Source organism: Cyanobium sp. T1B-Tous, from assembly GCF_024345475.1.
GTDB lineage: Bacteria > Cyanobacteriota > Cyanobacteriia > PCC-6307 > Cyanobiaceae > Cyanobium_A.
In genome coordinates, this window is the sequence record NZ_JAGQBE010000001.1 from 85,386 (window position 1) to 106,914 (window position 21,529).

A 21,529-nucleotide genomic window follows, 5' to 3' on the forward strand; every position below is an offset into this window, starting at 1 on the left:
GGGACTGGTTTGATCTTCCCAATGCCCGAACCGATTGCCATCGTCGGTATCGGCTGTCGGCTCCCGGGCGGGATCGATGACCCGGAACGCTTCTGGGAGTTTCTACGGGACGGGCGCGACGCGATCCGAGAGGTGCCTCCCGATCGCTGGGATCTCGGCCTGCATTACAACGCTGACCCCGCCCATCCCCTCACCCAGCACGTTCGTCAGGGCGGCTTTGTGGAGGGGATCGACCAGTTTGATGCGGCCTTTTTCGGCATCACGCCCCGAGAAGCGGTGTGCATGGATCCCCAGCAACGGCTCTTGCTGGAGGTGGCCTGGCGGGCCCTGGAGGATGGGGGCCAGCCCCTGGAGCAGGTGCGCGGCAAGGCCGTCGGGGTGTTCATGGGGATCTCCAGCGCCGACTACAGCTCCCTGCTCTGGGCCTCGCCCGAGCGCTACATCACTCCCGACAACGAGCCCTTTGTGCTGCCGGGCAACACCGGGTGCATCGCCGCCAATCGGCTCTCCTATTTCTTTGATTTCAAGGGCCCCAGCTTCACGGTGGACACGGCCTGTTCCTCCTCCCTGGTGGCGGTGCATCTGGCTTGCGAGAGCCTCTGGCGGGGGGAATCCGAGGCCGCCCTGGCCGGCGGCGTGCAGGCCCTGATTCATCCCGGCATTCAGATGAGCTTCTGCAAGGCCGGCCTGTTGGCACCGGATGGGCGCTGCAAGAGCTTTGACGCCAGCGCCGATGGCTATGTCCGTTCGGAGGGGGCCGGAGCGGTGTTGCTCAAGCCCCTGGCCGCGGCCCAGGCGGCCGGCGATTCGATCTACGCGGTGATCCACGGCTCGGCCGTCAATTCGGATGGCCGCAGCAACGGCATGGTGGCCCCCAATGTGCGGGCCCAGATCGCCTGTGTGCGGGAGGCCTTTGCCCGGGCAGGCATTGATCCGGCCGCGACCCAGTACGTGGAGGCCCATGGCACGGGCACCCGCCAGGGGGACCCGATTGAACTGCGGGCCCTTGGAACGGTGCTGGGAGAGGGCAGGCCCGAGGGGGAGGCCTGTCGGGTGGGTTCGGTGAAGACCAACCTGGGCCACTCAGAAACCGCCGCCGGCATTACCGGCCTGATCAAGGCGGCCCTGTGTGTGGCCAAGCGCCAACTCCCCCCCAGCCTTCACTGCCGGCGCCCCAATCCCTCGATCGACTTCGCTGGCCTCAAGCTGCAGGTGCAGACCAGCCTGGAGCCCTTCCCCCATCCGGAGCGGGCGCCGGTGGTGGGGGTGAGTTCCTTTGGGTTTGGCGGCACCAATGCCCATGTAGTGCTGGCCGATGCCCCCCAGCAGCCGGCCCCGATGCGGTTCGGCGCGCGCATGCCCCTGCAGCTGCTCACGCTGTCGGCCCGTACACCCGAGGCCCTGGCCCGGATGGCGCGGGACCTGGCCGGGCAGTTGCAGGCCAAACCCTCCCTCAAGCTCGCCGATCTGGCCGCCTCCGCCAATCTGGGCCGCACCGGCTTCCGGCACCGTTCGGTGTGCCTGGCCCGCGACCACGACCAGCTGGTGACCCAGCTTCAGGCCCTGGCCAGCGAGCGCAGTCCCCTCCCCGACGGTGTGACGCGCGCCACCGCATCGCGGCGGCCCGGCAAGTTGGCCTGGCTCTTCACCGGCCAGGGCTCCCAGGCCCTCGGTATGGGCCGGGAGCTGCTGGACCACCCCACGTTCCGGGATGCTTTTGAGCGGGTGGCGGCCCTGCTGGACCCCTTGCTGGAGACGCCGCTGCGCGAGCTGTTGGTGCCCCAGGCGGGCGATGAGGCCCTGGCCGCCGCCCAGTTGAATCAGACAGGGGCCACCCAGCCGGCTCTGTTTGCGGTGGGCTACGCCCTGAGCCAGCTCTGGCAGAGCTGGGGTGTGCGCCCCGATCTGTTGATGGGCCACAGCATCGGGGAGGTGCTGGCTGCCCACTTGGCCGGGGTCTTCTCCCTGGACGATGCCTGTCGCCTGGTGGCGGCCCGCGGGCGCTTGATGCAGGCCTTGCCGCCGACGGGCGGGATGGTGGCGCTGCTAGCTCCCTTGGAGCGGGTGCAGGCGCTGATGGCCCGCCATCCCGCGATGCGTGTGGCGGCCTACAACGGCCCTGCCAACACGGTGGTGGCAGGCCCGAGTGCCGCCTTGCGGCAACTGCTGGCTGAGGCCGAGGCGGCCGGACTCCATGCCCGCCAACTGGCGGTGTCCCATGCCTTTCACACCGAGGCGATGGCTCCGATGCTGGAAGCCTTCGAGCGCGAATTGCGCCAGCTGGCCTTTGCACCGCCCAGCAAGCCGCTGGTGAGCAACCTCACCGGTTTGCTGGCCGGCGCCGAGGTGGCCCAGCCCGACTACTGGTGCGATCAGGTGCTCAGCCCGGTGCGCTTTGCGGAGGGGGTGGCCACCCTCGTGTCCCAGGGGGCCCAGGTGTTTTTGGAGATTGGTGCCCGCCCCACCCTGATTGGCATGGCCCGTCAGTGCGCCCAGGAGCCCGCCTTCAGCCACTGGCCTTCCCTGGTGCCTGGGCAGTCTGACTGGGAGGTGATCTACGCCAGCCTCGGCGGCCTGTGGCGCAGTGGCTTCGCCGTTGACTGGGCTGGCTTCCACCGCCCCTACCCCTTTCGGCGCGTCAGCCTGCCTGGTTATCCCTTTGAGCGACAGCGTTATTGGTGGAGCCGTGAGGGTGAAGGGTCGGCTCCGGCCAGCTCCTGGCTCCACCATCTCGGCCTCACCGCTCCGGCCAATGCGCCCCTGATGCCCGCCGTAGCGGCGCCCTCCAATGGGATGCCCACCTGCTCTGGCGCCTTGACCCGCTTGGACCTCCCTGGCGAGGTGGAGGTGTATCAGGCGCTGCTTGGCAAGGACGGCACGGATCTGGGTGATCACCGCATTCGGGACCAGGTGGTGTTCCCCGCTGCCGGCTTCCTCACGACTGCCCTGGCGGTGCTCCAGCAGGCCGAGCAGCCGCTGGGGCTGGGGGCGATGCGCCTGGATCAACCGCTGAAGCTGGCCGGCGACGGTGGCGCCGTGCGGTTGCAGTGTCACCGGCGGGCCGATGGCCTCACCTTCCACAGCCGGCCCGATGGCGCCGATCCCTCGCCCTGGCAGCGTCACGGTGAGGTGGCCCTTGGCGGTGCCCCATCGGGAGAGCCGCCCTTCCCCCTGACCCAGCCCCCGGCGGCGGCGACGTCGGTGCAACTGGCCGGGTTCTATGAGGCCCTGGCCCAGGTTGGGCTGAACTATGGACCCACCTACCGGGGCCTGCGGCAGCTGCAGCTGGCCGATGGCCAGGCCTGGGCGGAGCTGGAGCGTCCGGAGGGGGGCCAGGACCGGGGCCTGCTGGACAGCTGTTTTCAGGCCGTGGCCGTGTTGCTGGATCCCGCGGCGCGGGAGGGGCAGCTGCTGCTGCCGGTTGGACTCGAGGAGCTGTGGCTGAAGGCCTTGCCCCTGCCCGATCGCCTGCACTGCCAGGTGCAGCTCCAGCCCAGCCAGGAGCCGGCCTTTGTCTTGGTCAACCTGGTGCTCCACGACGGCGCCACCCCTTTGGGCTGGATCCGGGGATTCCGGTTGCGGCGTCTGCCGCGCCAGGCCCTCGACTGGCTGTTCCCCCTGCCGGAGGCGGAGCCCGACCCTGGCCCCCAGGACTGGCTGCTGGAAACCGACTGGCAGGAGGCTCCGGTGCTCGAGTCCCTGCCCCAGTCCGGCGGGAAACCGCTCTGTTTCACGGGCGGCGAGCCCATCCCTCCGGGGACGGAGCCCCTGCTGCTCTGGCCCGATCTCAGCCGGCCTGGCCTTGTTCTGGAGGATCTGGCGGCCGACCTGCTCGGTTGGGCCCAGCAGCTGGCCGGGGCACCGGCCCGGCCGGTGTGGCTGGTGCTGCAGGGGGGTGGCCCCCTGGCGGCTGGCATGGCGGCCTTTGCCCGCTCGGCCGCCCTTGAGCAGCCTGCCCTGGGCTGGACCGTGTTGCACCTGGCCGATGGCCCCCCTCCGGCCGCGGCGGACTGGCCGGCCCTGCTCGCCCTCGGGGAGCGGGAGCCCCTGCTGGCCTGGCGGGATGGTCGGGCCTGGGTGCAGCGGCTCCAGCCCCTGGCCGATGCCCCCTTCCGCCTGGAGAGCGGGTCCCTCGGCAGCCTGGAAACCCTGCGGGCCCTTCCCCTGCAGCGACGCAGCCCGGGTCCGGGAGAGTTGGAACTGGCGGTGGAGGCCACGGGCCTCAATTTCCGCGATGTCTTGAATGCCCTGGGGCTGCTGGCGGGCTACAGCCGGGAGCTCGGCATGGACGCCGAGGCCCGCATGCCCTACGGCGGCGAATGCGTGGGCCGGGTGGTGGCGGTCGGCCCTGGGGTTGATCCAGCCCTGGTGGGCCAGCGGCTGCTGGCCGCCCTGGCGGTGGGCAGCCTGGCCAGCCACGTGGTGTGCCGTTCCGCCCTGTGCGTGCCCCTGCCCGCGGCCCTCGATCCGGCCCTGGGGGCCAGCGTCAGCACGGCCTTCCTCACAGCGATTTACGGCCTCCAGACCCTCGCCCAGTTGCGCCCGGGCGAGACCGTGCTGATCCATGCGGCCGCCGGTGGGGTCGGCCAGGCCGCCCTGCAGGTGGCTCGCCGCTGCGGTGCGCGGGTGCTGGCCACGGCCAGTGCGGCCAAACAGGCGGCCCTGCTGGAGCAGGGGGTGGAGGCGGTGTTCGACTCCCGCAGCCTCGCCTTTGGCGAGCAGGTGCGGGCCGCCACCGGAGGCCGCGGTGTGGATGTGGTGCTCAACAGCCTTAAGGGCGACTGGGTGGAGGCGAGTTTTGCCGCCCTGGCCGACGGCGGCCGCTTTGTGGAGCTGGGCAAGATCGAGATCTGGAGCCGGGAGGAGGCGGCCCGGCGCCGCCCCGATGCCTCCTATCTGCCCTTCGACCTGCTGGAGGTGGCCGCGGCTGACCCCTCCTTGGTGCGTGGCCTGCTGGTGGAGCTGCTGGCCGACCTCGAGGCCGGTCACTACGCGCCGATCCCGTTGCAGGCGTTTCCGATCGAGCGCAGCGTGGAGGCCTTCCGGCTGATGGCCCAGGCCCGGCATGTTGGCAAGGTAGTGATCACCCAGCCGGAGCGGCCGGCAGCCTGGACGATTCGCCCTGGGGCCACCTATCTGGTGACGGGTGCTTTTGGCGGGATCGGTCAGCAGCTGAGTCTCTGGTTGGCGGCTCAGGGTGCCCGCTCGTTGGTGCTGCTGGGCCGGCGGCCCGATCCCCAGCTCGTGCAGCAGCTGCAGAGCCAGGGCGTCGCCTGTGAATCCCTGGCCTTCGATCTGGCGGCCGATCCGCCGGAGCAGCTGGCTGCGGCCCTGCGGGGCAAGCCCCTGGTAGGGGTGTTCCATGCGGCGGGCCAGCTCGATGACGGCCTGCTGGAGGGGCAGACTCCCGCCCGGCAGGCCGCGGTGATCGCCCCCAAATGGGGCGGCTGGCAGCGGTTGGAGCAGGCCTGCCGCCTGGCTGACTGCCGGCCGGAGTTTGGGGTGGCCTTCTCCTCGATGGCCGCCCTGCTCGGCTCGCCGGGGCAGACGAGCTACTCCCTGGCCAATGGGGCCCTCGATGGCTTGGCCGCATCCCCCACCCCGACCCCCACCCACCCGGCCTGGCCCCTGCTCTCGCTGCAGTGGGGCCCCTGGGGTGGTGCCGGGATGGCGGAAGGTCTGGAGCGCCGATTCGCGGCTTTGGGGGTGGGCTTGCTGCCTCCCGCCCAGGCCTTGGATGCCCTGGCCCTGCTGCTGGAGCGGGGGCGACCGGGATGCGTGGCCGTGCTCCACAACGACTGGCCCAAGCTGGCGGCCCAGCTCGGCAGCCGCCAGTCGGCCGTGTTGCAGCCGCTGCTCAAGGCGGCCGCCCACGCCGACGATGGGGCCGAGGGGGAGGCCCTGCGCCAGCAGCTCGCCCAAGCCGACGACGACCAGCGCCTGGCCCTGGTGGTGGAGCTGCTGCAGCAACGCCTGGCCACCGTGATGGGCCTGGAGGATGCCCGCAGCCTGGATCCCGGCGACTCCCTCTTCCACATCGGCCTGGATTCGCTGATGGCGGTGGAGCTGGCGGCCGGCATCCAGCGGGATCTGGGGGTGAAGCTGGAGCTGGAATCCTTGGCCGGTGATCCCACGATCGAAGCCCTGGCCGCCGTGTTGCTGGAGGCCCTCGTGGATCCCCAGGCGGGGGCGGAGCGGGTGCTGGATCTGGGCCGGGAAGCCCAGCTGGCGCCCCACTGGAGCCTGCCGGCCGCAGCTCCTTCTGCTGCATCCCCCCCTGGGGAAGCGATTCTGCTCACCGGTGCCTCCGGCTTCCTGGGGGCCTACCTGCTGGCCGGCCAGTTGCAGCGCTGGGATCGGCTCCAGGTGCGCTGCCTGGTGCGGGCCAGCGACCCCGCCCAGGGCCTGGACCGGATCCGCGCCAACCTCGACCACTACGGCCTCTGGCAAGACAGCTGGAGCGACCGATTGGTGGCGGTGCCCGGGGACCTGGCCAAGCCCCGATTCGGCCTCTCGGAGTCGGCCTTTGCCGGCTTGGCACAGGGCCTGGGCGGGATCCTGCACAACGGGGCCCAGCTCAGCCAGATGGCCCCCTACAGCCAGCTGGAGGCCGCCAACGTGGGCGGCACCCAGACCATGCTCGACCTGGCGGTGCACCCCGCCGCCGGTGGCCCGGTGCCCGTGCAGCTGATCTCCAGCGTGGCGGCCTTCGAGGCCGCGGCCTACCGCAACCGCGAGGTGCTCGAGAGCGAGGACGTGGCGGAGTGGCGCGGCATCCACGTGGGCTACTCCCAAACCAAGTGGGTGAGTGAGCGGCGCGTGCTGGCCGCCGGCGCCGCCGGCCTGCCGGTGACGGTGTACCGCCCGCCCCTGATCGGTGGCCACTCCCAGACCGGTGCCTGGCACGACGACGACCTGCTGCATCGGCTGCTGCGGGGCTGCCTGGCCCTGGGCATGGCTCCGGATCTCCCCTGGGAGCTGGATCTGGTTCCGGTGGATTACGTGGCCGACGCGGTCACGGCCCTGGCCTGGATGCCGGAGGCGGTGGGATGCAACGTTCACCTGCAACATCCCGAACCGATGCTGCTGGCCGATCTGCTCGGCAACCTGATCGAGCGCGGGGCGCCGCTGGAGCTGGTGTCGATGGAGCGCTGGCTGGAGGCGATCGCCGGCGATCCCGCCAATCCCCTCTACGGCATCCGCACCTTCTTCGTGCGGCGTTGGGGCGACGAGCAGCTCACCTACCCCGAGCTCAACCAGGCCGGGGTGCGGGCGCGACCGAGCTGCCGGGCCACGGTGGAGCTCCTGGCGGCCCGGGGCGTGCGCTGCCCGGGCTTCGAGGCCCTGATCGGCCCCTATGCCCGCAGCCTGATCACCGGTGTGGCCTCGCTTTGAGCACCGTCGCCGTCCTCCCCTTGGGGCTGGCCGCTGCGCTGCTGGCCACCTTGGCGTTGCAACTGTTGCTCACCCTGGCGTTCGCCCTGGTGGTGCGCCGTCGGCTGGCCCGCCGTCCCCAGCTGGCCCTGCCTGCACCGCCAGCGGAAGTGGTGCTGTGCCTGCGGGGGGCCGATCCAAGCCTGGCTGAGGCCTTGGCCGCCCTGGCCGCCCAGACCTACCCCGGCCCCTGGCGGTTGCTGGTGGTGGTGGATTCCCTGCAGGATCCGGCCTGGACCCTGGCCGAACACCAGATTGCCCGGCTGGAGACGGGGGGCCTGGCCCGCTGGCAGGGCGCCCGGTTGATCCCCCTGGCCGGGATGCCGGAGGCGGGATCGCTCAAAAGTGCATCCCTGCGCCAGGCCTTCGGCGCGCTGCACGGGGCCACGGAGCTGGTGGCCTTGGTGGATGCCGATGCGGTGGTGGCGCCCGGCTGGCTCGAGGCCCTGGCGGCGGGGTGCGGTCAGCCTGGCGTGGGGGCGGTGTCGGGCAACCGCTGGTATGCGCCCGCCCAGGGCAGCCCGGCCGGGATGGTGCGCGCCATCTGGAATGGTGGCGCCCTGGTGCTGATGACCCTGCTGGGGATCCCCTGGGGGGGCTCCCTGGCGGTGCGGCGCCCGTTGATCGCGTCCACGGGCTGGCGCGATGTGCTCGCCACCAGCCTGTGCGAAGACACGGCCCTGCCGGCCCCCCTGGCCCGCAGCGGCTGGCGCTACGAGTTCCGCCCGGAGTTGATCGCCCTCGACCGCGATGACGGCATCGCCCTGCGGCCACTGCGCCGCTGGATCAGCCGCCAGCTGCTCACCGCGCGCCTCCACCATCCGGCCTGGCCCCTGGTGGCCCTGCATGGGCTGGGCACCTGGCTGCTGCTGCTGCTGGCACTCGCAGCTCTGCTGCTGGCCCTGCTGGAGGGCCAGCTGGCCGCCGCCGGGGTGCTGCTGGCGGCGGTGGTGGCCTACGAGCTGGGCTGCGTGGCCCTGCTGTTGCTGATTGAGGCGGTGGCCTCCCGGGCCCTGAGGCCCCTGGCGGAGGGCTTGCCCCGGCCGGGACTGGCCGAGGCCTGGCGGCTGCTGCGCTGGCTGCCCCTGGCCCAGTGGGTGTATGGCCTGGCCACCTTGCGGGCGGCCCTGGCCCGGCGGGTGGAGTGGCGCGGGGTGCACTACCGGGTGGAAGGCCGCGGTGTGCGGCCGCTCAGCCCTTGAGCATTTGCTTGGCCAGGATCTGCATCGATTGGCGCAGGTTGGATTCGGTGAGGTCGTAATACGTGCCCAGCAGGAAGCCGGGGATCTGGGGCACCACCTGGATCTGGTGCTTCACCAGCACACCGCCCTTGACTGGGGTGATCGTCCAGCTGCCCTGGAGCTGCTTGATGCGGTCACCGCTGATCAGGGCGTAGCGCATCTGGGTGGGGGGCGTTTCCTGCACCTGCAAGCGCGCTTTGATGCTCAGGCCGAAGGTGTAAGGGGCTTTGTAGGTCTGGGCCAGTTCGAGGCTGCGGCCGGAGCGACTCACCACCTTGGCCTGCTGGATGTCGGGCATCACGCCGGCCATGGACTCGTAGTTGCTGAGCACGGCCCAGGCCTTGGGAGCCGAGACCGGCACCAGCATCGAGGCGGTGTACTGGCCGTGGTGTCCCGAGAGGGTCACCCGGGAGGCGGGGTTGGCGGCCAGCAAGGGCAACGCCTGTAGGGTTGCCAACAAGCCAACTGTGATCGGGAGACTGCGTCGTTGCAGCAGGTGGGTCACGACCACGGCGTTCCAGGCGATGCGGCCATTGTTGACCAGCCGTGCCCACGGCGGCGCGTGTATTTCCTCAGTGGCTTCGATCCCCGCGGGGCCAGTTTTTATTACCGCCTCTTCGCTGAGCAGGTGCGTGAGCTGAAGCGGCGCAGTGGTCGGGGGCTCCGGGTGGGGCAACGCCGCGGCCAGCATCTGGAGCGTCTGATCAGCCGCTGGCAGGTGGGTGAGGACGGGGCCGCTGATGTCGACTTCTGCTTCCTGCACTGGGATGACATCGCCCGATCCCACTGGCCGCGGAGCCCGCTGGTGCTGCTCTGGGAGGGGCTTGGAATTTATCGCTGGTATCTGCTTGAAGGGGGTTATCACAAGATTCGCCGCTGGTCCCCTCAAGTGGCTCTCTGCGGTCTGTATCCGCTGCTTTATGTACTTGTCGCTCTTGCTGTGCTCGCCCTTGCCTGGTTCGTGGTGGGGGTACTGGGCGGCTTGATGGGCGTGCCTCAAACCCTGCTGTTGATCATCCAGCTGGGTCTGGTTGGTCTCGGCGGCTTGCAGGCTTGGCGGCTAGGGGAGGCCATCGGCGTGGTGTGGCTGTTCCGCTCGATTCGCTTCACCCATCGGCTGGGCCAGGCCCGCGATCGGGATCTGCGCCAGCGGGTTGCGGTGCTGGCGCGGCAGATCCTGGTGCTGGAGGCGGAGACACCAGGGGCCCAGGTGTGGCTGGTGGGCCACAGCAGCGGCTCCTTCGTGATGGCGATGCTGGCTGCCGAATTGCGGCGCCAGGGCGCCGAGGAGGCGTTGGCGGGGCGGCTGCAGCTGCTCAGCCTGGGTCAGAACCTGGCCAACCTGGCGGTGCACAGCCAGGCCCAGTCCTTCCATGCCGATCTAGCCCTGCTGGCCCAGGAACCCAGGCTCCCTTGGCGGGACGTCACCTCCCGCGACGACTACCTCTGCTTTGCGGCGGTGGATCCCTATCGCAGTTGTGATCTTCCTGGCCTGGAGGTGGCCTACCCCGATCTGCAACTGATCCCCCTGGCCCAGCGGCAAGGTCTCACCAGCCTGGGAGCTCTGCTTAGCCATCAGTTTGATCTCCATTTCGAATACCTGCGCACCGCCAAGCCGGGGCGCAGCGGTGGCTTCGACCTGATTGAGGAGTTGCTGGCGCCATGAGTGATGAACCGATCTATCCCCATCCCCAGCCGTACACCCCCAATTTCCTGCGCCGCATCCGCCGGGGCCTCTACTCCTGGTTTGGCCTGCTCAACGAATGGGATTTCCGCGTCCCGGTGGGGGCCCTGCGCTTCATGGGGCTCCACCTGCTGCTGGTGAACGACCCAGCGGCGGTGCGCCAGGTGATGGTGTCAGAGGTGGATCAGTTCCCCAAGCACCCCTTCACCCTGTGGATGTTGGAGCCGCTGATTGGCCGTGGCATCTTTTCGGTGAATGGAGAGGAGTGGGCCCACCAGCGCCGCCTGTTGGATCAGGCCCTCCAGATGGCCCAGCTGCAGCGGGTGTTGCCCCAGATGGTGGCGGCCTGCGAAGCGAGCCTGGTGCGACTCGAGGGCTTGGCCGATGGCCGTCCGATCGATGCCGACGCCGAGATGACCCTGGTGACGGCGGATGTGATCGTGCGCACGATCCTGTCCCGCCCCCTGGAGGGAACGGAGGCTGAGGAGATTTTTGCAGCCTTCAGCCGGTACCAGAAGCGGGCTGGCCGGGCCCTGATGCTGCGCTTTCTGCGGTTCCCGCGCCGGCGCCTCCAGGGCTACCTGGCCACCCATGCCGCCCCGATCCGGGCCTGGATTGCCGCGGCGATCGATGCCCGCCTGGCCGATCCCGACGCCACGGCCGATGACCTGCTCGGCGCCCTCCTGGCGGCTCGGGATCCGGAAACCGGTGGCGGCTTCAGCCGCGATGAGCTGGTGGATCAGGTGTGTGTGCTGTTTCTGGCGGGCCACGAGACCTCCGCCAGTGCGTTGGCCATGGCGGTGTATCTGCTGGGCCGGTTTCCGGAGGTGCAGCAGCGCCTGCGCGCTGAGGTGCTGGAGGTGCTGGGCTCCCGGGCCGGCGCGCCGGATCGGCCCCTGGGCTTCGAGGAGCTGCGCCAGCTCAGCTACGGCGCCGCCGTGTTCAACGAGACGCTGCGGCTCTACCCGCCGCTGAGTTTCTTCATCCGCGAGTCCCAGGCCGATACGGAGCTGGCGGGCAGCCGCTGCCCGATGCGGGCCTTGGTGACCCTCTCGCCCTGGGTGATTCAGCGCCATGAACAGCACTGGAGCGAACCCCATGCTTTCCGGCCCGAGCGCTTCTTGACGGACACCCCTGGCGAGCTCAGCAGCGCAGACGATCGCCGCTGGGCTCGCGACGCCTTCCTGCCCTATGGGCTGGGGCCACGCAAGTGCCCGGGGGCGGCCTTTGCCCAGCAGGAGGCCTTGCTGGTGCTGGCGGAGCTGGTGCGTCGCTTTGAGGTGTTGCCGGATCCGGAGCACGAACCGGAGCTGGTGGCGCGACTCACCCTGCGCTCCCGCAACGGCATCCGGGTGCGCTTGGTGCGCCGCACTCCCCGCTCGGCGTTGGCGCCGGAAGGCCCCCGCATGGATGCCCCAGAATGGCAACAAAACCTGGTCCAGCCATGACGGCCCCCCAGCCCGAGCCCCACCCCCACGATTTCGAGGTGCAGAAGGAGCTGCATCAAAAAATCCGCAACGACCCCGACTACGACGACTGGGAATACGGCACCGAGCCCCTGCCCCATGAGGCCTGGGTGGCGAAGCAGGCCGCCCAGGACGGCGCTACCCCCCCGGAGCCACCGGCCTCGGCTTGAGCCGTTTCACCAGGTTGAGTCCGGCCAGGCAGAGCAGGGTCATCAGGATCCAGAAGCCACCGGCGTGGCGCTGGGCATCGAGGGCCAGTCCCGCCAGCAGCGGCGCCCCCAGGGCACTGAGGGCGAAGCACTGGGAGAACAGGGCCATGGCCAGACCCTGATGCTCCCGCGGGCTCAGCTCGATCACCGCCTCGGTGGCGATCGGCAGGAAGGCGGCCTCCCCCAGGGCGAGGGGCAGCTGGGCCAGCAGCACCAGCCAGAGCCCCTGGCGGGTGAGGGCGGAAAAGGCCAGCAGCACCGTGCCGGCCGCAAAGCAGGCCAGGGCCAGCCCCAGCCCGTGGGCCACGGGCCGGCGGGCGAGGGCCTGCCCCACCGGCCACTGGATCAGCACCAACAGTCCCAGCTGCAGGCCGATCAGCAGCGCCCCCAGGCTTTCCGGCATGGCGGCCCGTTCCAGGCCGCCGCGCACCAGATCCAGGGGCAGGGCGCTCTGCATCAGCGCCGGCAGCGACGTGGCCAGCAAGCTGATCGCCAGCACCGGCAGCAGTGGCGGCAGCCAGTCCCCCCAGGCGGCCTTGACGGCTGTTCCGTCGCCGTGGCGCTGGGGCCGCAGCAGGGGTCGGCGCAGCAGCAGGGCCGCCACCGTGAGGGCGCAGCCGATGTCGATCAGGTAGATCCCCCGCAGCTGGCCGGCCGCCGCCAGCAGCGCCCCCAGCAGGGCTCCGGTGGCGATGCCTGCTGCGTCGGCGCTGCGTGCCAGGGCATAGCCCCGCGCCGAGGGAATCGGCGCCGGGCCGCTGTCGCTGCCCAGCGGCACCGCCAGCTCCACCGCCGGCCAGTAGAGGCCGGCCGCGATGCCCAGCAGCAGCTGGCCCTGCACATACCCCCCGAAGCTGGCCGTGCCCACCAGCCGCAGATCGCCCAACACGGCCGCCACGGAGGCCAGCAGCACCGGGATCGAGCAGGCCAGGCCCCGATCCAGCAGGGCCCCACTGGCAAAGCGTCCCAGCGTGCCCGCCAGGGCCGCCAGGGCCAGGCCCTGGGTGACCGCCTGGGCGCTGAAGGCCTCTTGGTGGAACACGATCGGCGTGAGATAGAGCACCCCTCCGGCCCCGATCGAGGCCACCAGCCGCACCAGGGCCACCTGGCGCAGGGCCGCCGGAAACTGGGCCAACCAGCGCGGTGCCGCAGGCCCGTCACGTCGGGAGGGGATCAAGCAGGGCGGAGATCGGTTGGCCTGCAGTCTGCTGCTCGGATCGCAGGACGGGGGAGACTGGGAGGGTGATGGCGACGGTTCAGCTCCTGCCCCAGCTCAAGCTCCCACTGCGGCGCTGGCGCCCGTTCCGGCTCGGGTGCCGCCGTCCAGGTGCCCGGCTGCTGGTGCTGGCGGCGGGTCTGCTGGCCCCCCTGCTGGCCCCAGCACCGGGCCGGGCCGCTGAGGAATTGCGGCTCCAGCTCGATGGCCTGGAGTTGCCCATCGACCTGGTGGAGCTGGAGGCCTGGGCGCGCCAGAGTGGCCAGAAGGGGTCCAATCTGGCGGCGCCCCAGGACCTGGCGGTGTGGCTGAACCTGCTGGAGCCCGGCAGCCGCCGCGATCTGGCTCGGCTGCTGACGGCGCCCCTGCTGCGTGATCGCAGCTTCGGGGTGCAGCTGCTCAACAGCTGGACCGGCGAGCAGATGCTCCGGGAGGCCGGCACCCTGCTCACCATCACCGCTTCCCCTGGCCAGGGCCCCGGCCGCAGCACGGCGCCCCTGCTGCTCAGCAGCCTGCGCCAGCTCCTCCAGCGCCAGACCACGGTCTCCACCCTGGAGCTGCTGCGTGCCCTGCCCACGCCGAGCGTCACCCTGCGCATCGACGGGGTACTGGAGTTGGCCAGCCAGTGGCGCCGTCAGTTGCAGCGCCAGAACGGTGCCCTGGCCCAGTTGCGCCAGTTGCCGCTGCCGCAGCGCACCTCCAGACCCCTCTCCTTCAGTGGATCCGAGCATCTGGTGATCGGCCACCCGCCCCAGCGGCTCCAGCTGGCCGTGCCCCACCGGGTCACGCCCCTGCCGCTGGAGCTCTGGCCCAGCCAGCAGGCGCGCCGCGGGCCCTGGGTGCTGCTGATGCCCGGCCTGGGCGGCAGCCCCGACCAGCTCAGCTGGCTGGCGGCGGCCCTGGCCGATCGGGGCTGGCCCGTGCTGGTGGTGGAACATCCCGGCAGTGACCAGCAGGCGATCCAGGCTTCCCTGCTCGGGGATGCTCCCCCGCCTGGGGCCGAAACCCTGCCCCAGCGCCTCGCTGATTTACAGGCCGTGCTCGAGGCCCAGCGGGAGGGGCAGTTGCCGCCCCTCGGGCCGGCGCCGGCGGGGGAGCAGGGGGTGGTGCTGATGGGTCACTCCCTGGGCGGCCTGGCGGCCCTGATGGGGGCGGGCCTGGTGCCGGAGCGGGGCCTGGGCCGCCGCTGTGAGCTCGCCCTGGCCTCCTTGCCCCTCACCAACCTGTCGCGGTTGCTCCAGTGCCAATTGCCCCGGGTCACCGGGGATGGGGCGCCCAGCCAGGGCCCCCTGCCCCATGGGGGGGGGCTGCTGGGGGTAGTGGCCTTCAACGGTTTCGGCAGTCTGTTGTGGCCCTACCGGGGCCTGGAAGACCTCAACCTGCCGGTGTTGCTGGTGGGGGGTGGCCTCGATCTGGTCACCCCGCCGGAGCAGGAGCAGCTGGCGGTGTTTGCCCGCGCCCGACACCCCCGCAGCCGGCTGGTGCTGGTGGAGGGGGCCAGCCATTTCTCGCCGGTACGGATCGACAACCGCGGCGAGGCCCTCTTCCGCCTCGGCCAAGATCTGGTGGGCATCGAGCCGCTCAAGGTGCAGGCCCTGCTGCTCAGCCTCACCAGTGAATTCCTCCAGGGCCTGGAGCACCCCCTGCTGCTCTCGCCCCAGCTTCGGGACCAGGACGGCGTGCGCGCCTACGTGCTCGATCCCTCCCTGGCCCGCCGCTGGCGGGGGCTGTTGCCGGCGCCTTGATGGGTTTTAGAACTCGATCCGCGGGTCGAGCACGGCCACCAGCAAATCCACCACCACCGTGACCAGCACCACCAGGCCGGCCACCACCACCACGATCCCCTGCACCAGCGGGTAGTCGCGCTGGCCGATCGCCTCCTGCAGCCGGAAGGCGATGCCGGGCCAGGAGTAGGTGACCTCGATCAGCAGGGCGCCGCCGATCAGGGACGCCACCGTGATGCCCGTGATCGTGAGCACCGGCAGCAGGGCGTTGGGCAGGGCATGGCGCAGCACCACCCGGGCCTCGCCAAGGCCGCGGCTGCGGGCCGCTTCCACGTAGTCGGAGCCGAGGGCGCGGCGCAGATTGAGCCGCAGGGCATTGGCGAAGATGCCGCTGAGCAGCAGGCCCAGGGTGGCTGCCGGCAGCACCAGGTGGCGCACGCTGCCAGCCAACTGCTGCCACTGGCCGGTGGCCAGGCCGCTGCGCAGGCTGTCGAGCAGGTAGAAGCCCGTGCCTTCCGGCGGGAGCAACGTGGGCGGGAAGCGGCCCCCGACCGGCAGCCAGCCCAGCCACACCGCAAACACCAGCTGCACCACCATCGCGGCCCAGAAGGGCGGCAGGGCATAGGTGCCAATGCCATAGAGGCGGCCGGCGAAGTCGAGCTTGCCCTCAGGCCTCGCGATGCCGGAGAAGCCCACCGCCAATCCCACCACCGCCGCCAGCAGCAGGGCCACCACCCCCAGCTCCAGGGACGCCGGCAGGCTCTGGCGGATCAGGGCTGTCACCGGCTCCTGGTTGGTGAGGGAGGCGCCCAGATCCCCGTGCAGCAGCTTGCCCAGGAAGGTGCCGTATTGCTGCAGCAGGGGCTGATCCAGCCCCAGCTGGGCCCGCAGGGCGGCCCGGGCGCTTTCGGGGGCGCGGGTGCCGAGCAGGGCATCGATCGGATCCCCGGGTGCCAGCCGCAGCAGCAGGAACACCAGGCTGGAGATCAGCCACAACATCAGGGGGGCCAGGGCCAGGCGGGCGGCCAGGTAGCGCAGCAGGGTGCGGCGACGGCTCATCGGCCTGTCCCCAGGTTGGGGGTGGGACCGGTGCGCTGCAGCTCCTGTAGCAGCAGGCGGCCGGAGCCATCGAAGCGGGGCTGGCTGACGCTGCGCTGGGCCCAGGCCCGGGGCGCCACCAGCCACACCGGCAGGTAGGGATTGGCCGCGGCGGTCTGGCGCTGGATGCGGCGCAGCAGGGCCGCGCGCGCCGGGCCCGCCAGGGCGGCGCTGCGCTGCAGGTCCTCCTGCAACCCGGGCCGCGCCCAGAAGCTGCCGCTGGCGGCGGCGGCCCCCTTGGCGCAGCGATCCCCTTCAGCCTGGTCGCAGCCCAGCAGGGGCACCAGGTAGTTGTCGGCGTCGGGGAAGTCGCCCATCCACTCCAACAGGATCAGGGGGAAGGCGCCCTCGCCCAGCTGGCGGTAGGCGGTGGTGGCCTCCATGCCGGTGACCTCCAGCTCCACACAGTCGCCCAGATCTTGCCGCAGCTGGGCCTGCCAGGTGAGGGCGAACAGCTTGTCGGCCGGAATGTTGGAGCGGAAGGTGAGCGGCAGCGTCAGCCGCTTGCCCTGGCAGTAGCCCGCCTGGCGGTAGAGCTGGCGGGCCTTGGCCGGGTTGTAGCCGGGCCAGGCCTGGGGGTCGGAGCCCTTGAGGCTGGGGGGCACCAGGTCGCGCAGGGGCGGCCGTAGCCCCAGGGTGACCCGGCGGCTGATCGTGCGGCGATCAAGGCTGTAGGCCACCGCCTGGCGTAGGCGGGGATCGTTGAGCGGGGGCTGGTCGGTGAGCAGGGTGAGGTAGCCGATCTCCAGGGCCGGCCCGCTGCCCTCCCGCAGCTGGCCCTGGCTGGCACGGCGTCGCAGGGACGCCTGCTGGTCGATCTCCAGGCTGGTGGAGAGCAGCACATCCACCTCGCCGCTCTGCAGGGCTCCATAGAGGGCGGTGGAGTTGCTCAGGGCCACCAGATCGATGCCCGCGTTGGCGGGTTTGGCGCCCCAGTAGCCCGCAAACGGTTCCAGCCGCTGCTGCTGGTCGGTGAAGAAGCTGAGCCGGTAGGGGCCGGTGCCCACGAAGCGGTCGTTGAGGAAAGTTTTTTGGTGGCGTTGGTAGGCGGTGGGGGAGAGCGGCGTGAGGTTCACGGCGCTGAGCAACTCGGCCAGGGCGCTGTAGGGGCGCTTGAGCGTGAGTTCGAGCGTGTAGGGGCCCACCGCCCGTGCGCCGCTCACCCGGTCACCCAGGAGATAGCTGAGCTTGCCGATCGCCAGGAAGCGCTCCAGGCTGAACACCATCGCCGCCGCGTTGAACGGCGTGCCGTCGTGGAAGCGCACGCCCCGGCGCAGCTCCACCCGGGCCGTCAGACCGTCGGCACTCAAAACCGGCGGGGCCACCGCCAGCCGTGGCTCCAGCTCGCCACGGGCGTTGATGGCGTAGAGGGGATCCCCGATGGCGCTCAGCAGTTGCATGGCGCCGAAGGTGTAGGCGCCGCCGGGATCGACCGTATCGATGCGGTTCTTGCTGGCCACCACCAGCCGGTTGGGGCTGCTGCTGGCGCCAGGGTTGGGCTGCGGCTGGCAGCCCGTGAGGGAGAGGGGGCCACCCAGGCCGGCCATCAGCAGGGCTGCGGCCAGGGCGGGATTCAGCCGCGGAGCGCGGGGCAAGGGGCGGCCATCAGATGGCGGCCATTCAAGACCGATGGGGGCGGGCAGGACGCACCTGCTGCAGGGAAATTTCAAACACTTCCGAGCCCTGGCGGGCCAGGGGCCAGCGGCGCAGCCAGCAGCGGTCGTGGTGGTCATCGATGCCAATCACCTGGTACAGCTGCTCATCGCTGTCGAGGTGCACGCAGGCGCCCTGGTGAAGGGCGGGGGCGGCAGTGGTGAAGGTGGGGCCAGTCATAGGGGGATGACGAAGAACTGGAGGATCGGGGAAGGGAAAGAACGGAAGCGCGACTCGAGATCTCTGAAGTTGATGCTGCGAGGGATCAGACCTGGAGATTGTTTGTCTCGCTACAAACAGAAGCCTGGGTGTGGGGATCGCGACAGCGGCCCGGAAGGGAGCGGGGCCTGCTTGCCTGATCCTTAAGGTTCTTTTCGGATTGATCCCTCCACTGTGGCCTGCCATGGGCCCCGCTGGCCAGCGGGTGGCGATTTGCAGACCTGATGGGCCTGATCAGCGGGCCCTTTAGAGGGTGCGCAAACAGGCGGCCACGGCCTGCACGTCCGCCAGGGCTTCGATCGCGGCCAGGGCTTGGCGGAAGTTGGCCTCGCACACCTCGTGGGTGATCACCACGATCTCGGCATCGCCGGCGCTCTGGGTTTCGAATTGCACGATCGACTGGATCGATACCCCCGCCTCGCCGAAGCAGGTGCCGATCGCCCCGATCACCCCGGCCCGGTCGCTGGTGCGCAGGCGCACGTAGTTGCGGTGGCTGGTGACGGCGCTGTCCACCAGGCGGCAGGGGCGCCAGCTGCCCGCGGCCAGCAGGGGATCGAGGGGGGCGTTGGTGCCGTTGCCGGTGGCCTGCCGGATGCCGGCAATGTTGAGGATGTCGGCCACCACCGCGGAGGCGGTGGGCCCGGCGCCCGCCCCAGGGCCGTAGAACATCACCTGGCCCACCGGATCGCCCTCCACCAGGATCGCGTTGTTCACCCCGTTCACCCCGGCGAGGGGGTGGGCCTTGGGCAGCAGGGTGGGATGGACCCGCACATCCAGCAGCTGCTCGGCCTGGGCGCTGGGCACGGCTGGGCTGCCGGGCATGGCTTGGGCCACCGCCAGCAGCTTCACCACGTAGCCCAGCTGGGCGGCGTAGGCCACGTCGCGGGCGTCCAGGCGATCGATGCCTTCGGTGGGGATGGCGGCCCGGGGCACGTTGCCGCCGTAGGCCAGGCTAGCCAGGATGGCGATCTTGTCGGCGGCGTCGCCGCCCTGCACATCGGCGGCGGGATCGGCTTCGGCGTAGCCCAGCCGCTGGGCATCGGCCAGCACGTCGGCGTAGGCGGCTCCCTCGGCCGCCATGCGGCTGAGGATGTAGTTGGTGGTGCCGTTGATGATGCCGCTCACCCGCTGGATGCGGTTGGCGCCCAGGGATTGCTTGAGCGGCTCGATGATCGGGATGCCGCCGCCCACGGCTGCCTCGATCAGCACGTACACCCCTTGGGCCGCGGCGGCGGCGGCGATCTCTTCGCCGTAGCGGGCGATCACGGCCTTGTTGGCGGTCACCACCGGCTTGCCGGCGGCAATCGCCCGCAGGATCAGGCTGCGGGCCGGCTCCAGGCCGCCCATCACCTCCACCACGATGTCCACCGCCGGGTCATCCACCACCGCCTCGGGATCGGTGGTGAGGAGCTCCGCCGCCAGCTCCACCGGCCGCGGGCGAGCCAGGTCGCGCACCGCCACCCGGCGCAGGGCCAGCTCTCCCACCAGCGGATGGCGCCCGGAGGGGGTCGCCAGGATGCCGGCCACGCCCGCCCCCACCGTGCCGAGGCCAAGCAAGCCGATGCCGATGGTCATGCGCTGGGGGGTTGCAGTGCGGCGATCCTAGAAATCAGCTGGACGGGGCTCGGCGGAGGCGGCCAAGGCTTGGGCCTGGCTCTGCATCAACCGCAGGATGTTGAGGAAGCCGTTGGCCCGCGACGGGGTGAGGCTGGCCTGGAGGCCGGTGGCGGCGACGAAGGCCGGATCGATGCGCAGGGCCTGCTCGGGGGTCAGCCCCTCAAGGCCGGCGATGAGCAGGGCCAGCAGCCCCTTGGTGATGGCGGCGTCGGAGTCGCCGCGCCAGTGGAGCTTGCCGTCCACCAGCTCAGCCACCACGAACACCTGGGAGACGCAGCCCTTCACCTGGAAGGCCTCGTGACGGAATTCCGCCGGCAGGGGCTCGAGCTTCTTGGCCAGCCAGAGCACGTATTCGTAGCGCCGTTTGGGGTCGGCCGTGCCGGCCAGGCGCTCCACCATCTGGTCGAGGGCGGGGCTGCCGGTGGGGGCCACCATCAGCGGCGCCATCCCGTGGTGCGTTTCCCGCCCAGCAGACCGGTCCAGCTCAGCAGACCGCCGACCGCACAGAGGCCCAGCAGCAGGGGAGCGAGGCCGGATAGGGACGGGACCGGGGCGGCTGAGCTGAGCCGGGCCCGGGAGGGAAGGGTGGAGGGGCTGGCCTCGGCGGTGGGCAGCTCCAGGTAGTCCCGGTGGCCAGGCCCCTGATCCACCTGCACTTCCCAGCTGGCGGTGGCGTTCTGGGGCAGGTGGAAGCGCAGCTGGCCGCTGGCATCGGTGCGGCCCACCTCGATCGGGGTTCCCCCGGGGGGGATCAGGCGCACCACGGCATCGGCGGCGGGTTCGCCGTTGCCGAAGCGGCTGTCCAACACCAGCTGATCGGTGAGGCTGCTGAGCCGCTCCAAGCTGCTTTCAATGGCGTGGCTGTGGACCGGCGCCGCGGACGCGAGCAGCAGGGCCACTGCACTGAGCCCGCTCGCCCGGGTGATCGCCCTGCGCGGCAGAGCGGGGAAGGGTCGCAGGCTCATGGAGCGATCAGGAGGCTTTCCAGCGACTATCGCTGCTTTTGCCGGCTTGCACCATCCGCACCATCGAACTGACCATCATCGAGAGGGCGTCGCTGGTCTGGCCGCGGTCCTGGAGTTCGGCCGCCAGCACCAGGTCGGGGGCCGAGGCACGGCTGCTGGGAACGCGGGAGGCGGACAGGTCCAAATCAGGGCCGGTGCAGTGGTTTGATCCTGGCAAATGGTGGGGCCCACTGCGCCTTCCGTGAAGGCTTTGTCAACATCGAACATCCGCCCCGATCCACACGGGCCCGTCCTCATCGAGCCAGCCCTGCAGCGGCGCATCCCAGGGATCGCGGGGTAGGCGTTCCACCCGGCAGCCCTTGGGCAGCACCGCCAGGGCCGGCACCTGGGCCCAGCCGGGCGTCGCCCGCAGCCGGTCGTACCAGCCGCCGCCGTAGCCCAACCGGATTCCCGCGGCATCGCAGGCCAGGGCCGGAACCAACAGCAGGCCCAGCTGCTCGGGGGCCAGTTCGCCGTCGCCAGGCGCTGCGGATTGGGCCGCGGGGGCGGGGATGCCGCAGCCATCGGGCTCCAGGGCGTCGCCGCCCCGCCAGGGGCGGTACACCAGCCGGGCCGCCGGATCGCCGGGGGCGGCGGTGATGGCCGGCAGGGCCAGCTGGTTGGGCAGCAGGGCCTCCAGCGCGCGCAGGTCGACTTCGCCGGCCAGGGGCCAGTAGAGGCCCAGGTGGCGCCCGGGGGGCACCAGAGCAGGACAGTGCCGCCGGGCCTGGGCCTCGATGGCGGGCTGGGCCTGGGGCAGCAGGGCCAGGCGCCGGGCCCGAAACTCCAGGCGCAAGCTGGCTTTGGCGCTCATCGCTGGAACCAGCCGGTGAGGGCGGCGGCGAGGGCGTCGGCGGCGTCGTCGGGGCGGGGCGGGGTGTCGAGGTTGAGCTCCCGCATCACTGCCTCGAGCACGTCGTCCTTCTGGGCGTGGCCATGGCCGGTGAGGGCCAGCTTGATCTGC

Annotated in this window: 17 protein-coding genes; 6 read left to right on the forward strand and 11 right to left on the reverse strand. The window is 71.0% G+C overall.

The annotated features are described in order from the left end of the window. Positions 1–21 precede the first annotated feature (21 nt). Entirely contained in the window at positions 22–7,395 is a 7,374-nt protein-coding gene (locus KBY71_RS00495; RefSeq protein WP_254927035.1) for a type I polyketide synthase, read from the forward strand. Beyond that, positions 7,392–8,636 (forward strand): glycosyltransferase family 2 protein, encoded by a 1,245-nt coding sequence (locus KBY71_RS00500; protein ID WP_254927036.1) that lies wholly within the window; start codon positions 7,392–7,394, stop codon positions 8,634–8,636. The genes KBY71_RS00495 and KBY71_RS00500 overlap by 4 nt, the downstream gene beginning before the upstream one ends. Here the strand turns inward: KBY71_RS00500 and KBY71_RS00505 are convergent. After that, a complete protein-coding gene (locus KBY71_RS00505; RefSeq protein ID WP_254927037.1) occupies positions 8,626–9,186 on the reverse strand; it encodes an SRPBCC family protein in 561 nt (186 codons plus the stop codon). The genes KBY71_RS00500 and KBY71_RS00505 overlap by 11 nt on opposite strands. Here KBY71_RS00505 and KBY71_RS00510 point away from each other — a divergent pair. The 3 genes from KBY71_RS00510 to KBY71_RS00520 are packed head-to-tail and all read left to right on the forward strand — an operon-like array spanning position 9,172 to position 11,995. After that, entirely contained in the window at positions 9,172–10,341 is a 1,170-nt protein-coding gene (locus tag KBY71_RS00510) for a hypothetical protein (protein WP_254927038.1), read from the forward strand. The two genes, KBY71_RS00505 and KBY71_RS00510, sit on opposite strands and share 15 nt — an antisense overlap. Next, positions 10,338–11,807, forward strand: coding sequence for a cytochrome P450 (locus tag KBY71_RS00515; protein ID WP_254927039.1), 1,470 nt, complete (start codon positions 10,338–10,340; stop codon positions 11,805–11,807). The genes KBY71_RS00510 and KBY71_RS00515 overlap by 4 nt, the downstream gene beginning before the upstream one ends. Then, positions 11,804–11,995, forward strand: a complete 192-nt coding sequence (locus KBY71_RS00520) for a hypothetical protein (RefSeq protein ID WP_254927040.1) — start codon at positions 11,804–11,806, stop codon at positions 11,993–11,995. Before KBY71_RS00515 ends, KBY71_RS00520 begins: the two co-directional genes overlap by 4 nt. Here the strand turns inward: KBY71_RS00520 and KBY71_RS00525 are convergent. Then, positions 11,964–13,211, reverse strand: a complete 1,248-nt coding sequence (locus KBY71_RS00525; RefSeq protein ID WP_261354489.1) for an MFS transporter — start codon at positions 13,209–13,211, stop codon at positions 11,964–11,966. The two genes, KBY71_RS00520 and KBY71_RS00525, sit on opposite strands and share 32 nt — an antisense overlap. A 68-nt stretch (positions 13,212–13,279) precedes the next feature. Here KBY71_RS00525 and KBY71_RS00530 point away from each other — a divergent pair, with 68 nt between their 5' ends. Further along, the gene (locus KBY71_RS00530; RefSeq protein WP_254927041.1) at positions 13,280–14,995 is read left to right on the forward strand and encodes an alpha/beta hydrolase; all 1,716 of its coding nucleotides are present in this window, start codon (positions 13,280–13,282) and stop codon (positions 14,993–14,995) included. A 6-nt stretch (positions 14,996–15,001) separates the two neighbouring features. On the opposite strand, the gene KBY71_RS00535 is transcribed toward KBY71_RS00530, so the two are convergent. The 9 genes from KBY71_RS00535 to KBY71_RS00575 form a co-directional block, all read right to left on the reverse strand. Beyond that, entirely contained in the window at positions 15,002–16,033 is a 1,032-nt protein-coding gene (locus KBY71_RS00535; RefSeq protein WP_254927042.1) for an ABC transporter permease, read from the reverse strand. Further along, positions 16,030–17,619 (reverse strand): ABC transporter substrate-binding protein, encoded by a 1,590-nt coding sequence (locus KBY71_RS00540; protein WP_254927060.1) that lies wholly within the window; start codon positions 17,617–17,619, stop codon positions 16,030–16,032. Before KBY71_RS00540 ends, KBY71_RS00535 begins: the two co-directional genes overlap by 4 nt. 73 nt (positions 17,620–17,692) lie before the next feature. Continuing rightward, positions 17,693–17,905: a hypothetical protein gene (locus KBY71_RS00545; protein ID WP_254927043.1), complete on the reverse strand. Its 213-nt coding sequence runs from the start codon at positions 17,903–17,905 to the stop codon at positions 17,693–17,695. A gap of 285 nt (positions 17,906–18,190) precedes the next feature. Then, positions 18,191–19,519, reverse strand: coding sequence for a homoserine dehydrogenase (locus KBY71_RS00550; RefSeq protein ID WP_254927044.1), 1,329 nt, complete (start codon positions 19,517–19,519; stop codon positions 18,191–18,193). A 27-nt stretch (positions 19,520–19,546) separates the two neighbouring features. Continuing rightward, complete coding sequence (locus tag KBY71_RS00555; RefSeq protein ID WP_254927061.1) at positions 19,547–19,996, reverse strand: SufE family protein; 450 nt, start codon at positions 19,994–19,996, stop codon at positions 19,547–19,549. After that, positions 19,996–20,526: a hypothetical protein gene (locus KBY71_RS00560; protein ID WP_254927045.1), complete on the reverse strand. Its 531-nt coding sequence runs from the start codon at positions 20,524–20,526 to the stop codon at positions 19,996–19,998. Before KBY71_RS00560 ends, KBY71_RS00555 begins: the two co-directional genes overlap by 1 nt. Positions 20,527–20,533: 7 nt before the next feature. Continuing rightward, positions 20,534–20,710 (reverse strand): hypothetical protein, encoded by a 177-nt coding sequence (locus KBY71_RS00565; RefSeq protein ID WP_190389002.1) that lies wholly within the window; start codon positions 20,708–20,710, stop codon positions 20,534–20,536. 69 nt (positions 20,711–20,779) lie between these two features. Further along, the gene (locus tag KBY71_RS00570; RefSeq protein ID WP_254927046.1) at positions 20,780–21,379 is read right to left on the reverse strand and encodes a 5-formyltetrahydrofolate cyclo-ligase; all 600 of its coding nucleotides are present in this window, start codon (positions 21,377–21,379) and stop codon (positions 20,780–20,782) included. Next, on the reverse strand, positions 21,376–21,529 hold a 154-nt coding region (locus KBY71_RS00575; protein ID WP_254927062.1), incomplete at its 5' end, for a crossover junction endodeoxyribonuclease RuvC. The genes KBY71_RS00570 and KBY71_RS00575, both read right to left, overlap by 4 nt.

Coding starts and splice junctions, on each gene's coding strand:
- KBY71_RS00495 (WP_254927035.1), top strand. CDS start 22: ATGCCCGAACCGATTGCCATCGTCGGTATCGGCTGTCGGCTCCCGGGC.
- KBY71_RS00515 (WP_254927039.1), top strand. CDS start 10,338: ATGAGTGATGAACCGATCTATCCCCATCCCCAGCCGTACACCCCCAAT.
- KBY71_RS00520 (WP_254927040.1), top strand. CDS start 11,804: ATGACGGCCCCCCAGCCCGAGCCCCACCCCCACGATTTCGAGGTGCAG.
- KBY71_RS00530 (WP_254927041.1), top strand. CDS start 13,280: ATGGCGACGGTTCAGCTCCTGCCCCAGCTCAAGCTCCCACTGCGGCGC.
- KBY71_RS00535 (WP_254927042.1), bottom strand. CDS start 16,033: ATGAGCCGTCGCCGCACCCTGCTGCGCTACCTGGCCGCCCGCCTGGCC.
- KBY71_RS00540 (WP_254927060.1), bottom strand. CDS start 17,619: ATGGCCGGCCTGGGTGGCCCCCTCTCCCTCACGGGCTGCCAGCCGCAG.
- KBY71_RS00545 (WP_254927043.1), bottom strand. CDS start 17,905: ATGACTGGCCCCACCTTCACCACTGCCGCCCCCGCCCTTCACCAGGGC.
- KBY71_RS00550 (WP_254927044.1), bottom strand. CDS start 19,519: ATGACCATCGGCATCGGCTTGCTTGGCCTCGGCACGGTGGGGGCGGGC.
- KBY71_RS00555 (WP_254927061.1), bottom strand. CDS start 19,996: ATGGTGGCCCCCACCGGCAGCCCCGCCCTCGACCAGATGGTGGAGCGC.
- KBY71_RS00560 (WP_254927045.1), bottom strand. CDS start 20,526: ATGAGCCTGCGACCCTTCCCCGCTCTGCCGCGCAGGGCGATCACCCGG.
- KBY71_RS00570 (WP_254927046.1), bottom strand. CDS start 21,379: ATGAGCGCCAAAGCCAGCTTGCGCCTGGAGTTTCGGGCCCGGCGCCTG.